This window comes from Sphingobium sp. C100 (assembly GCF_000508185.1).
Lineage (GTDB): Bacteria > Pseudomonadota > Alphaproteobacteria > Sphingomonadales > Sphingomonadaceae > Sphingobium.
The window spans coordinates 1-11,719 of the sequence record NZ_AYOY01000020.1; the positions used below are offsets into that span (position 1 = coordinate 1).

Here is an 11,719-nt window from a genome sequence, read left to right on the forward strand (position 1 = left end):
AGGCGGGCGAAGGCGCCGCCGACGCGGATCAGGTCGCCGATCGGGGCCGAAGCGCTGATGATGCCGTCGGCCTGATCATAGCTGCCATAGGTGCCCTTGAGCTTCAGCGAAAATTCCTGCGGCAGCATCTTCGTCACATATTTGACCGCGCCGCCGATCGTGTTGCGGCCGTAAAGCGTCCCCTGCGGCCCGCGCAGCACCTCGATCCGCTCGACATCGTAAATGTCGAGCAGGGCGCCCTGCGGCCGGTTGAGATAGACATCGTCCAGATAGATGCCGACGCCCTGTTCAAAGCCCGATACCGGGTCTTGCTGACCCACGCCGCGAATGAAGGCGGTCAGCGTCGAATTGGTGCCGCGCGACGCTTCCAGCGTGGTGTTGGGGGTGACATTGGCCAGATCGCTGATGTCGATCGCACCGGCGCGCTCCAGCGCCGCGCCGGAAAAGGCGCTGACCGCGATCGGCACGCTGACCAACGTTTCCTCACGCCGACGGGCGGTGACGACGATCGCCGCACTGTCGTCATCGGCGGCGGCCTGCGGCGCGGCGGCCTGCGCGACGACGGGCATGGCGACCATGCCGCTCCAGGCGGCGGACGCGAGGGCAAGGGTGCGGATGGTCTGACGGGCCTTCATGGGATTCCTCTCCTGAAAACGGGGCGCCCGGTCTGCCGGATCGCTTCCTCGTCCGACTCGATAATGAAAGTTGAACCATCTTTCAACTTCAAATAGGGAGGAGGCTGTCGCCGCCATGGGATTGCGGTAAAAAGAACACAGGTAGAGGAGTGGACATGGACGACGCCGGCGCCGCGAAGGACGACAAGACGCCGCGCACCGCGCGAGGCGAGCGCACCCGCCGCGCCCTGTTGTCAGCGGCGGCGCAAGAGTTTGGCGAAAAAGGATTTCACGACGGATCGATCAGCGGCATCACGCGCCGCGCCGGGTGCGCGCTGGGCAGTTTCTACACCTATTTCGACACCAAGGACGATATTTTCCGCGCGCTGGTGAACGACATGTCAGGGCAGGTGCGCGACTATGTATCGCCCCGAATCGCGCAGGCCCGCGACGGCATCGACGCGGAGCGGATCGGCCTGCTGAGTTTCCTGGAGTTCGCGCGCGACCATAAGGAGCTTTATCGCATCATCGACGAATCCGAATTTGTCGATCAGGCCGCCTATCGCGCCCATTATGAAAATACCGCCAGCCGCATGGCCGCGCGCCTGGCCAGGGCGGCGGCGCACGGGGACGTGCGCGCGGACGTGGAGGAGGTCCATGCCTGGGCGATCATGGGCATGAACGTGTTCCTGGGCCTGCGCTATGGCGTGTGGGACGACAGCCGTCCGGCCGAGGAAATCGCCGCCATCGCCAATGCGCTGATCGAGAAGGGGATCGGCGCACGGCGAGACTGAACGGAAGGCGCCTTATTTCCCCTCCAGCCGCTGGCTGAAATAGACCATCTGCATCGCTTGCAACCGGGCGCCCTGTTCGATGTCGGCGTCGCCCGAATGGCCGCCGGCGGTGTCTTCGTAGAAGAAATAGGGGATGCCATATTCCTTCAGCCGCGCGGCGAATTTGCGGGCATGTTGCGGCCCGACGCGGTCATCCTTGGTCGTGGTCCAGATATAGGGCGCGGGATAATCCACCCCCTTGCGGATATTGGCATAGGGCGAGATGGTTTCGAGAAACGCCTTTTCCGCCGGCACCGACACGCTGCCATATTCATCGACCCAGGATGCGCCGGCCGCAATCTGTTCATAGCGGATCATGTCGAGCAGCGGCACCTGGATGACCACGCCGTTCCACAGGTCGGGATGCTGGTTGAATTCGACCCCCATCAACAGGCCGCCATTGGAGCCGCCATAGATGCCGAATTTTTCCGGGCTGGACAGCTTGCGCGCGAAGATGTCCTGCGCCACCGCGGCGAAATCATCATAGATGATCTGGCGTTTGGTCTTGAGGCCCGCCTCGTGCCAGGCCGGGCCGAATTCGCCGCCGCCGCGAATATTGGCGAGGACGAAGCTGTTGCCCCGTTCCAGCCACAGCTTGCCGGTGATCGCGGCATAGCTGGGCGTCATCGGAATTTCGAAGCCGCCATAGGCGGTCATGATCGTGGGCGTGCTGCCGTCCTTCTTCATGTCCTTGCGGTGGACGATGAAATAGGGGATTTTCGTGCCGTCGGTCGATGTCGCCTCAAATTGTTCGACCGCCAGCCCGGTCGCGTCGAACCGCGCCGGCATCGCCTTTACCTGGCGCGGCGTGGGGTCGGCCGCGTCCATCGCCCACAAGGTCGTCGGCGCGAGGAAACCGGCCACCGCCAGATAGGCCTTGTCGCTCTTCTCGGTGGCGCTGGCGATCGAGATGGTGGCGTTGTCGGGCAGGCTGACCGGCTTGCTCGCCCAGCCGTCCGCTGCAGCATTGCTCTTGGGTGTCAGCACCATCACCCGGCCGCGCACATTGTCGTTGATGGCGAGGATCACATGACCCTTGGTCGCCGCCACGCCGTCGATCGACTGGCGCGCATTGGGCGCGAACAGGATGTGCGGTTTCAGCGTCTCACCCGATTGCAGCGCCTGCAACGGCACGGCGGCGAGTGAGCCGGTCGGCACGGTGACGCCGCCGCTTTCCCACGCCTCGCTGGTCTGGATCAGCACCTGGCCATCGACCATGCCCTGGAGGTTGCTTTTCGCCGGCAGCGGCAGCTTCTTCAAGCCCTGCGCGGTGACAAGATAGGTTTCATTGCCGAAGAAGGTGACGCCGCGATAGAGGAAGGCGGCGCGGTTGCCCGATCCGTCGGAGAGGATCTGCGGGAAGGTGCCGACCTGATCGCTCGCTTCGCCGCGATAGATTTCCTGCGCGGCCGCCAGCGGCTCGCCGCGCTTCAGCGTCTTGACCACGAAGGGATAGCCCGACTTGGTCATCGTGCCCTCCCCCCAGTCGCGGGCGAGCAGGATCGTGTCGGCGTCGAGCCAGCCCTCATTCTGCTTGCTGGTGGGAATGTCGAACCCGCCCTTCACGAACGCGCCCGTTTCCAGGTCGAATTCGCGCAAGCTGACGGCGTCCTCGCCGCCGTCGGACAGGTTGACGAGCGCCAGCTTTTCGTCGGGGTCCAGAATGGACGCGCCCTTCCACACCCATTTCCTGCCTTCCGCCTTTGACAGCGCGTCGAGATCCAGCACCGTCGTCCATGTCGGCGCATCGGTCGCGTAGTCGGCTTCGCTGGTATAGCGCCAGATGCCCTGCGGATGATCGGCGTCGCGCCAGAAATTATAGATGCGGCCATGAATCAGCATCGGCATCGCGATCCGGTCCTTGGCCGATGCGATGGCGAGGGCGTCGCGATAATAGCCGGCATAGCGGGGATCGTTCTGGAACGCGGCGACGGTCGCTTCATTCTCCGCCTCCACCCACTGCATCGCGCGCGGGCCGGTCCAGTCTTCCAGCCAGATATAGGGATCGTCGGTTGGGTTGGGGGCGGGCGGCGCGCCGGCGCCGGTCAGCAGGGCAGCGGAAACCAAGCTCAATATCCTTTTCTTCATCGCAGTTCATTCCCCCTCATCATCAGCCGCCCCTTCTTGTAGCGCCGTCGCAGCAGCGCGCCAGCCACCAGCAGCGGCAGCGCGGCCAGGCAGGCGATCAGGCCCAGCCAGACCGGCGACCAGCCGAGCAGGCTGTGGATGCCCAGCGCCGAAGGCATGATCAGCAGCAGCGCACCGATCGTCAGCAGCCACAGCCCCCAACGGCGGGGTCGCACCGCGACCATGCGCATGTCGTGCCGGAACGCCTTGCGCCCCGCTTTAGTGGACAGGTCGGGGATCGACGAGTCGGGCTGCGGGTCCGCGATCACGCCGCCTGCGCCTGTCGCGCGGCATAATCGGCGCGGGCCTGCAACACCGCCGGATAGCTGGCTTCGATCCACTGGAACATCGGCCCCACCGCATGGCCGAGCGATACGCCGAGCGGCGTCAGCCGATATTCGACATGGGGCGGCACGGTCGCGAAATCATGCCGCGCCACCAGCCCATTGGCCTCCAGCGCGCGCAGCGTCTGGGTCAGCATCTTCTGGCTGATGCCGCCGACCCGCCGCCTGATCTCCCCATTGCGGTGCAATCCCTGGCCGATCACCAGCATGATGAGCAGGCTCCACCGATCCCCGATCAGGTCGAGCAGATCGCGCGACGGGCAATCCGCCTCGCACGGATCGACCCCATCCACCCAGTCCGGCATCTCCATTTGACAGTTACTCCAAGGTGCGTACTTAACTTTCAGTACCTATGCGCTCATCTTCCGGCCTGCAAGCCCAACGGGCCAGGAAAGGACAAGTTCATGAGCAAGGTTGCAATCGTCTATCATTCGGGTTTCGGCCATACCGACCGCCTGGCGCGCGATGTGGCGCAGGGCGTCGCGGATGCGGGCGGCCTGCCCGACCTGCTGCGGATCGAGCCGCAGCAAAGCGATTTCGGGGAATTTTTCGACCGGATCGCCGATGCCGACGCCATCATCTTCGGATCGCCCACCTATATGGGCACGGTGTCCGCGCCGATGAAAGCGTTCATGGACGCCAGCGCCCGACCCTATTTCGTCAAGGCGTGGAAGGACAAGCTGGGCGCGGCCTTCACCGTGTCCGGCTCGCCGTCGGGCGACAAGCTCAACACGCTGACCAGCCTGGCCATTTTTGCCGCGCAACATGGGATGCTCTGGATCGGCACCGGGCAGGCGCCGGGCAATAATGACGATCATTCCGCGGCGACCGATGCGGAAAACCGCCTTGGCAGCTTCATCGGCGCGATGGCGCAGGCCGCCAATGAGTCGCCCGACGTCACCCCCGGCAGCGGCGACCGCGCCTCCGCCCGCGCGCTGGGCGGCCGGGTAGCGGTGGCGGCGGCGCGCTGGCGCCGGGGTGAGAGCGAGGCCTTGCGCGCACCGGCCCTGATCGGCTAACAGTGCCTATCCCCGGGGGACCGTCCACAGACGGTTGAGAGGCGGCTGACGTGGCCGCGACCCGCTGAACCTGATCCGGTTGACACCGGCGGAGGGAGGGAGCGCCTGTCCAACCCGCAGTCCGCGCCCGCTTTCCGCCCTTTTTTGGAGGAGCGACGGCCATGGACACGATTTCCGTCCTCACCCTGCGCCTGTCCGAGGCGATGGGCCTTTACATGATCCTGACCGGCATCGGCGCCCTTGCCAGCCCGGCGCGCTGGCGCGCGGTGATGGACGATCTCGACCGCCTGCCCGGCCTCGTCATGACGCTGGGCTTTTCCGTCTTCGTCGTCGGCGTCGCCATCGTCGTCCTCCACAGCATCTGGACCGATCCGCTGGCCATCATCGTCAGCCTGATCGGCTATGTCGCGCTGATCAAGGGCGCGCTGCTGCTCGCCGTGCCGGGGCCGCTGCTTCGGGTCGGCCACTGGTCGATGGGCTTCATTCGCGCCTGGGCGGTGGTCGCGCTCGTCCTGGGCATCCTCCTTTTCCTCGCCGGCCTTACCGGCCGCGCCACTATGTCCGTTTGAAAGGTTACACGCATGGCCGATGTTCCAGCCCGCACCGAAATGCCCCAAGCCGAAAGCTCGCCCGACCGGCAGGCCGAGATGACCGTCACCACTGGCCCCATCCGGGGATCGCGCAAGATCCATGTCGGCCCGCTGAACGTCGCGATGCGCGAAATCACGCTGGAGCCGGGCTGCGGCGAAGCGCCGGTCCGTGTCTATGACACGTCCGGCCCCTATACCGACCCGGATGCGCGGATCGACATCATGGCCGGCCTGCCCGCCCTGCGCCGCGACTGGATCATCGGCCGCGGCGACGTGGAGGAGTATGACGCCCGCGCAATCAAGCCGGAGGATAATGGCCTCAAAGGCCCCGACCGCAGCGGCGGCGTCGCCCGCTTCCCCGATGCGGGCAAGCGCCCGCTGCGCGCCAGGCCGGGCATGAATGTCAGCCAGATGCATTATGCCCGGCGCGGCATCATCACCCCGGAAATGGAATATGTCGCCGAGCGCGAGAATCTGGGCCGTGCGCGCCTGGCCAACTATGTCCGCGACGGCGAAAGCTTTGGCGCGTCGATCCCCGATTATGTGACGCCCGAATTTGTCCGCGACGAAGTCGCGCGCGGCCGCGCCATCATCCCCAATAATATCAACCACCCGGAATCGGAGCCGATGGCGATCGGCCGCAATTTCCTGGTCAAGATCAACGCCAATATCGGCAACAGCGCGGTCGCGTCCGACGTGGCGGCCGAAGTCGACAAGCTGGTCTGGTCGATCCGCTGGGGCGCGGACACGGTGATGGACCTCAGCACCGGCCGCAATATCCACGATACGCGCGAATGGATTCTCCGCAATTCGCCCGTCCCGATCGGCACCGTTCCCATTTATCAGGCGCTCGAAAAGGTCGGCGGCGTGGCCGAAGAGCTGACCTGGGACATTTTCCGCGACACGCTGATCGAACAGGCCGAGCAAGGCGTCGATTATTTCACCATCCATGCCGGCGTGCGCCTCGCCTATATCCCGATGGCGGCCAAGCGCGTCACCGGCATCGTTTCGCGCGGCGGTTCGATCATGGCGAAATGGTGCCTCGCCCATCACAAGGAATCGTTCCTCTACGACCATTTCGACGACATCACGGAGATCATGAAGGCATATGACATCGCCTATTCGCTGGGCGACGGCCTGCGCCCCGGCTCCATCGCCGACGCCAATGACGAAGCGCAATTCTCCGAACTCTACACGCTGGGCGAACTGACCCACCGCGCCTGGAAGCAGGATGTGCAGGTGATGATCGAAGGGCCGGGTCATGTGCCCATGCACAAGATCAAGGAGAATATGGAAAAGCAGTTGCAGGTGTGCGGCGAAGCCCCCTTCTACACATTGGGGCCGCTCACCACCGACATCGCGCCGGGCTATGACCATATCACCAGCGGCATCGGCGCCGCCCAGATCGGCTGGTATGGCACGGCGATGCTCTGCTACGTCACGCCCAAGGAGCATCTGGGCCTGCCCGACCGCGACGATGTGAAGGTGGGTGTCGTCACCTACAAGCTGGCCGCCCACGCCGCCGACCTTGCCAAGGGACACCCTGCCGCGCAGGTTCGCGACGATGCGCTTTCCCGCGCCCGCTTCGAATTTCGCTGGCGCGACCAGTTCAACCTGTCGCTCGATCCCGATACGGCCGAACAATATCACGACCAGACGCTGCCGGCAGAAGGCGCGAAGACCGCGCATTTCTGCTCCATGTGCGGCCCCAAATTCTGTTCGATGAAGATCAGTCAGGAAGTGCGGGATTTCGCGGCGAAGAAGAACCAGCCGGCCGACGGCTTTGTCGAAGCGGGCCTGAGCGGCGCGGAAACCGCGGCGGCCAGCAAGGCGGCCGCGCTCAAGGGCATGGAAGAGATGAGCAAATTGTTCAAGGAAACCGGCAGCGAGTTGTATATGGGCGCCGGCGGGCGGGAGCATGATTGATCGTCATGCCCTGGACATGCATTGCTGAAGACTGACAAATGGGTCGGCGTCATCAAGGGAAACATTGCTGATGCCGGCCATCTTCCGCCTCGACGGCTATCGCTTCTATTTCTACAGCCACGAACCCGATGAGCCGCCGCATGTCCATATCGACAAGGGCGGGGCGTCCATCAAGGTCTGGCTGGACCCGGTCGCAATGGCCGGGAACACCGGCTTTCTTGCCGACGCCAGCCCCGCCGATCCCGCCGTGTGCGAAGTGGACGGAGGGGATATGGCATCTATTGGACCGAGATAGACGAAAATTTGAGCACCGAGGGGCTGCTCCGGGGCGCACCCGCACCTCAGCAGCCGGGATCGCGTGGCGCTTTTTAAATTCAGAAAGAGAGCGGCGAGCGCTTCTGAACAGTTGAAAAAGGGCCGTTGGCTCTGTGGCCGCTGTGATCAAGCTTAGAATGCGGTTGAGCCGCGATTACATCGTCGCATACAGATTCACCGATCCAAACGCAGGGAGCAGCCATGGCGACCATCGATCCCGTCCCGGAAATCCTTTATCACGGCACCCGCGCCGATCTGCGCGTGGGCGAGTTGATCGCGCCGGGCTACACCTCCAACTATGGCGCGGGCAAGGCGGCGTCCTGGGTCTATCTTACCGGCACGCTCGACGCGGCGATCTGGGGATGCGAGCTGGCGGCGGGTGCGGGGCGGGAGCGCATCTATATCGTCGCGCCGACCGGGCCGGTCTTTGACGATCCCAACCTGACCGATCAGAAATTCGCCGGCAACCCGACCAAAAGCTATCGCAGCCGCGATCCGTTGCGCGTCGTGGGCGAAGTGGCGCAATGGGAGGGGCATCCGCCCGAGCGGCTCAAGGACATGCAGGAGCATCTCGCCCGGCTGAAGGAACAGGGCGTCGAAGCGATCGACTGACGCCGCGCCCCTTCCCGCCGGTCAATCCTCCAGCAGCACCACGCCGCGCCGTTTCTTCCACACCAGCGGCACGCCGATCCGCTGGCCCCAGCTGCCGTCCCATTCGGTCGGCAGGCCATGGTCCTCCAGCTGGGCGACGATGCGGTGGCCGATGGCGATGGCGGCGGCCTCTCCCTGATCGGCGGCGCCATAGTTGAGATAGAGGCCGTTGCCCTCGATCGCGGATTCCGTGTCCTGCATATGGAAAAAGGCATAGCCCTGCGCGGGCAGTCCTTCGGCCTGCGCCGCTTCGATCTCGTCCCAGATTTCCGACGCGCCGCAATTGCTGCAACAGGTGAAATTCTGCCGCGCGATGATGCCTTCCGCCTCCAGCGCGGCAAAGGCCAGCTCCAGCCGGTCGCAATCGGTCATGTGGGTCCAGCCTTCTTCGGCGGCGCGATGCTCGGCCAGCGCCGTGCGCAGCGCGGCCGACGCTTCCCGGCGCAAAGTCGGACGGGGCAGTTCCTCTTCGAACAGGTCATGCGCATTGGTCAGGATGGCGTCTTCATCGAAAAAGCCGCCCAGCACGTCGCGCCGCATCTGTTCGCGCAGCGCCGCTATCGGGTCATAGGGTGGCATTTCCGGTGGTGTTGCGGGCCGTTGCGGCTCCGACATCGCTGCTTTGGTCCCGAAAATCCGATTCCATAAAGCCCCGAACATGCGCCCGTCCTGCCTCCTGCTTCGCGTTGCACAGACCCAACATGCCCCGGCGCGCACAAAAGTTAAAGGGGGCATGTCGCATAAGACGTCAACATCGCCGATTGCGCCAGACAGGCGGGCGAGGCGCATCACCATTGGACTGGCAGGCCAAAGTGCCTAAATAGCGTCCAATGCCTCCCGATACGCCCAATAATGCGCCGCTTCCGCCCGTGTGGGCGACATTCAGGCGCTTCCTGCCCTATCTCTGGCCCGCCGACGCGCCCGCGCTGCGTCGCCGCGTCGTCATCGCCATGCTGTGCGTCGCCATGGCCAAGGCGGTGACGCTGGTCATGCCCTTTGCCTATAAAGGCGCGATCGACCGGATGGCGCCGGGGCTGGAGCCGGCTGCCGGGCTGGCGATCGCTTTGGTGGTCGCCTATGCGGGCGCGCGCTTTGCCGGCGTGCTGTTCGACAATCTGCGCAACGCGATCTTCGAGCGCGTCGGGCAGGAGGCGGGGCGGCGGCTGTCGGACGATGTCTTCGTCCATCTCCATCGCCTGTCGCTGCGCTTCCATCTCGACCGGCGCACCGGGGCCGTCACCCGGATCGTGGAGCGCGGGACCAAGAGCATCGACACGATGCTCTATTTCCTGCTGTTCAACATCGCGCCCACGCTGGTCGAGTTGGTCGCGGTGTGCGTCATCTTCCTGGTGAAGTTCGGCGTCGGCCTGGTCGGCGCGACCCTGGCGATGGTGGCGCTCTATATCTGGTTCACGCGGACCGTCACCGAATGGCGCAACCAGTTGCGCCGCGACATGGTGGACATGGACACCAGCGCCGTGGCCCATGCGGTCGACAGCCTGCTGAACTTCGAAACGGTCAAATATTTCGGCGCCGAGGACCGCGAGGCCAAACGCTATGGCAACGCCATGCGCCGCTACGCCCAGGCCGCGGTCAAGAGCGAAAACAGCCTCGCCTGGCTGAATATCGGCCAGTCGCTGATCACCAACCTGATGATGGCGGGCGCCATGGCCTATACGGTCTGGGGCTGGAGCACCGGTCAGTTCACCACCGGCGATGTGGTGCTGGTGAACACCCTGCTGTCGCAGCTATTTCGTCCGCTCGACCTGCTCGGCATGGTCTATCGCACCATTCGCCAAGGCCTGATCGACATGGAGGCGATGTACAAGCTGATCGATACCCAGGCGGAGGTCGCCGACGCGCCCGACGCCCCGGCGCTCAAGGTCGCGGGCGGGAAGGTCCGCTTCGATCATGTGCGGTTCGGCTATGATGCGGAGCGCGAAATCCTGCATGGCGTCAGCTTCACCGTGCCGGCCGGCCGGACGCTGGCGATCGTCGGTCCCTCTGGCGCGGGCAAGTCCACCATCGCGCGCATCCTCTTTCGCTTCTACGACATCCAGTCGGGCGTGGTGACGATCGACGGGCAGGATATCGCCGGGGTCACGCAGGCATCGCTGCGCGCGGCGATCGGCATCGTGCCGCAGGACATGGTCCTGTTCAACGACACGATCGGCTATAATATCGCCTATGGCCGCGAGGGCGCGACCCAGGCGGAGATCGAGGCCGCGGCCAGGGCGGCGTCGATCCATGATTTCATCCTGAGCCTGCCGCAAGGTTATGACACCCGCGTCGGCGAGCGCGGGCTGAAATTGTCGGGCGGCGAAAAACAGCGCGTCGCCATCGCCCGCACGCTGCTGAAAGACCCGCCGGTGCTGGTGCTGGACGAGGCGACCAGCGCGCTCGACAGCCGCACGGAGACGGAGATCCAGACGGTCCTGCGCGACATCAGCCGGAAACGCACGACGCTGGTCGTCGCCCACCGCCTGTCCACCGTGGTCGAGGCGGACGAGATCATCGTGCTGGACCAAGGCCGCATCGTCGAGCGCGGCCGCCATGCGGATCTGGTCCGGGCCGACGGCCTTTACGCCACCATGTGGGCGCGCCAGGCGGCCGAGCGCGACATCGCACCGGCCGAACCGGGGATCGAGGATGTGTTCGAGGTGGCGAAGCCTGAATTTTAGAATGTGCCGCGTAAAATCAGACGCAGGCAGCATGTTTAAGTCATTTGTTTTAGCATCGTTTATGCGGAAAAGCAGTTCCCACTTTTCCGCACAATGCTTCAGGGCTCGCCCAGGCTCTGCTGCATCCGCCGTTCGGCGAACCATTGTTCCAGCGCCTTGGCGGTGCAGCCGGTAAAGCCGTTGCTGCCGTTCACCGAACAGCTGCCCGGCAGGGTCGAACGCTGCACCTGCTCCATCGTCGCGACCTGGCTGCCCCAGCCGGGGCCGCCCGACGGGGCGGGCTTTTCGCGCAGCTTCTTGGGGATGCGGTAACGCTCCGCCTCAGGCCGCCGGGCGCAGACGACGATCTCGTCGCCCTTGCTTTGCGGGCAGGGATCATCGCCATAGACGAGCAGATTGATGATCCGCTCCGGTGGCGGCTCCGGCTGCGCTGCGACGGGCGCGGGGAGCATGGCGACCAGCATCAGGCCGATCAGGGGAATAGCGCCATGGCGCGGCATAGGGTTTCGTCCTTCTTCCCCTGTGGGTGATCCGGGGTTGCCCATGCCCCGGCCTATATATGGTCAGGACGGCGCGCAGCCGCCAAAACCGTTACTTTTGCGGCGGCGTGGCGGCGTCC

The 11,719-nt window shown here is 64.8% G+C and carries 14 protein-coding genes and 1 riboswitch; of the genes, 8 read left to right on the top strand and 6 right to left on the bottom strand.

Annotated features, from left to right (window positions below):
- On the bottom strand, nt 1-635 hold a 635-nt coding region (locus tag C100_RS0123920), incomplete at its 3' end, for a TonB-dependent receptor plug domain-containing protein (RefSeq protein ID WP_031308620.1).
- 155 nt (nt 636-790) lie between these two features.
- Between C100_RS0123920 and C100_RS27710 the strand changes: the two genes are divergently transcribed.
- The gene (locus C100_RS27710; RefSeq protein WP_024018273.1) at nt 791-1,408 is read left to right on the top strand and encodes a TetR/AcrR family transcriptional regulator; all 618 of its coding nucleotides are present in this window, start codon (nt 791-793) and stop codon (nt 1,406-1,408) included.
- Between the two features lie 12 nt (nt 1,409-1,420).
- On the opposite strand, the gene C100_RS27715 is transcribed toward C100_RS27710, so the two are convergent.
- The 3 genes from C100_RS27715 to C100_RS27725 form a co-directional block, all read right to left on the bottom strand.
- The gene (locus C100_RS27715; RefSeq protein WP_024018274.1) at nt 1,421-3,535 is read right to left on the bottom strand and encodes a prolyl oligopeptidase family serine peptidase; all 2,115 of its coding nucleotides are present in this window, start codon (nt 3,533-3,535) and stop codon (nt 1,421-1,423) included.
- The gene (locus C100_RS27720) at nt 3,532-3,765 is read right to left on the bottom strand and encodes a hypothetical protein (RefSeq protein WP_052028215.1); all 234 of its coding nucleotides are present in this window, start codon (nt 3,763-3,765) and stop codon (nt 3,532-3,534) included. Before C100_RS27720 ends, C100_RS27715 begins: the two co-directional genes overlap by 4 nt.
- A gap of 74 nt (nt 3,766-3,839) precedes the next feature.
- Nucleotides 3,840-4,229 carry a winged helix-turn-helix transcriptional regulator gene (locus C100_RS27725; RefSeq protein WP_024018276.1) on the bottom strand — a complete coding sequence of 130 codons (390 nt, stop codon included), beginning with the start codon at nt 4,227-4,229 and terminating at the stop codon, nt 3,840-3,842.
- Nucleotides 4,230-4,322: 93 nt separating this feature from the next.
- Here C100_RS27725 and C100_RS27730 point away from each other — a divergent pair, with 93 nt between their 5' ends.
- From C100_RS27730 to arr, 6 genes are all read left to right on the top strand, one after another.
- Nucleotides 4,323-4,937, top strand: a complete 615-nt coding sequence (locus C100_RS27730) for a flavodoxin family protein (protein ID WP_031308623.1) — start codon at nt 4,323-4,325, stop codon at nt 4,935-4,937.
- A gap of 3 nt (nt 4,938-4,940) precedes the next feature.
- Nucleotides 4,941-5,051: riboswitch (TPP riboswitch) on the top strand.
- Between the two features lie 47 nt (nt 5,052-5,098).
- On the top strand, nt 5,099-5,506 hold the full coding sequence (locus C100_RS27735; protein ID WP_024018278.1) for a DUF2065 family protein: 408 nt from the start codon (nt 5,099-5,101) through the stop codon (nt 5,504-5,506).
- A gap of 12 nt (nt 5,507-5,518) precedes the next feature.
- Nucleotides 5,519-7,453 (top strand): phosphomethylpyrimidine synthase ThiC, encoded by a 1,935-nt coding sequence (gene thiC, locus C100_RS27740; RefSeq protein WP_024018279.1) that lies wholly within the window; start codon nt 5,519-5,521, stop codon nt 7,451-7,453.
- A 70-nt stretch (nt 7,454-7,523) separates the two neighbouring features.
- On the top strand, nt 7,524-7,748 hold the full coding sequence (locus C100_RS48935) for a DUF4160 domain-containing protein (RefSeq protein WP_024018280.1): 225 nt from the start codon (nt 7,524-7,526) through the stop codon (nt 7,746-7,748).
- The gene (locus C100_RS49355; protein WP_327194922.1) at nt 7,703-7,825 is read left to right on the top strand and encodes a hypothetical protein; all 123 of its coding nucleotides are present in this window, start codon (nt 7,703-7,705) and stop codon (nt 7,823-7,825) included. The genes C100_RS48935 and C100_RS49355 overlap by 46 nt, the downstream gene beginning before the upstream one ends.
- Nucleotides 7,826-7,969: 144 nt before the next feature.
- The gene (gene arr / locus C100_RS27750; protein ID WP_024018281.1) at nt 7,970-8,380 is read left to right on the top strand and encodes an NAD(+)--rifampin ADP-ribosyltransferase; all 411 of its coding nucleotides are present in this window, start codon (nt 7,970-7,972) and stop codon (nt 8,378-8,380) included.
- Nucleotides 8,381-8,401: 21 nt separating this feature from the next.
- Here the strand turns inward: arr and C100_RS27755 are convergent, their stop codons facing one another.
- Entirely contained in the window at nt 8,402-9,034 is a 633-nt protein-coding gene (locus tag C100_RS27755) for a DUF6891 domain-containing protein (RefSeq protein ID WP_235218998.1), read from the bottom strand.
- A gap of 215 nt (nt 9,035-9,249) precedes the next feature.
- Between C100_RS27755 and C100_RS27760 the strand changes: the two genes are divergently transcribed.
- Entirely contained in the window at nt 9,250-11,100 is a 1,851-nt protein-coding gene (locus C100_RS27760; protein WP_024018283.1) for an ABCB family ABC transporter ATP-binding protein/permease, read from the top strand.
- 98 nt (nt 11,101-11,198) lie between these two features.
- On the opposite strand, the gene C100_RS27765 is transcribed toward C100_RS27760, so the two are convergent.
- Nucleotides 11,199-11,600, bottom strand: coding sequence for a hypothetical protein (locus C100_RS27765; protein WP_024018284.1), 402 nt, complete (start codon nt 11,598-11,600; stop codon nt 11,199-11,201).
- Nucleotides 11,601-11,719 lie beyond the last annotated feature (119 nt).

Coding starts and splice junctions, on each gene's coding strand:
- C100_RS27710 (WP_024018273.1), top strand. CDS start 791: ATGGACGACGCCGGCGCCGCGAAGGACGACAAGACGCCGCGCACCGCG.
- C100_RS27715 (WP_024018274.1), bottom strand. CDS start 3,535: ATGAAGAAAAGGATATTGAGCTTGGTTTCCGCTGCCCTGCTGACCGGC.
- C100_RS48935 (WP_024018280.1), top strand. CDS start 7,524: ATGCCGGCCATCTTCCGCCTCGACGGCTATCGCTTCTATTTCTACAGC.
- arr (WP_024018281.1), top strand. CDS start 7,970: ATGGCGACCATCGATCCCGTCCCGGAAATCCTTTATCACGGCACCCGC.
- C100_RS27735 (WP_024018278.1), top strand. CDS start 5,099: ATGGACACGATTTCCGTCCTCACCCTGCGCCTGTCCGAGGCGATGGGC.
- C100_RS27720 (WP_052028215.1), bottom strand. CDS start 3,765: ATGCGCATGGTCGCGGTGCGACCCCGCCGTTGGGGGCTGTGGCTGCTG.
- C100_RS27755 (WP_235218998.1), bottom strand. CDS start 9,034: ATGTCGGAGCCGCAACGGCCCGCAACACCACCGGAAATGCCACCCTAT.
- thiC (WP_024018279.1), top strand. CDS start 5,519: ATGGCCGATGTTCCAGCCCGCACCGAAATGCCCCAAGCCGAAAGCTCG.
- C100_RS27725 (WP_024018276.1), bottom strand. CDS start 4,229: ATGGAGATGCCGGACTGGGTGGATGGGGTCGATCCGTGCGAGGCGGAT.
- C100_RS27730 (WP_031308623.1), top strand. CDS start 4,323: ATGAGCAAGGTTGCAATCGTCTATCATTCGGGTTTCGGCCATACCGAC.
- C100_RS27760 (WP_024018283.1), top strand. CDS start 9,250: ATGCCTCCCGATACGCCCAATAATGCGCCGCTTCCGCCCGTGTGGGCG.
- C100_RS27765 (WP_024018284.1), bottom strand. CDS start 11,600: ATGCCGCGCCATGGCGCTATTCCCCTGATCGGCCTGATGCTGGTCGCC.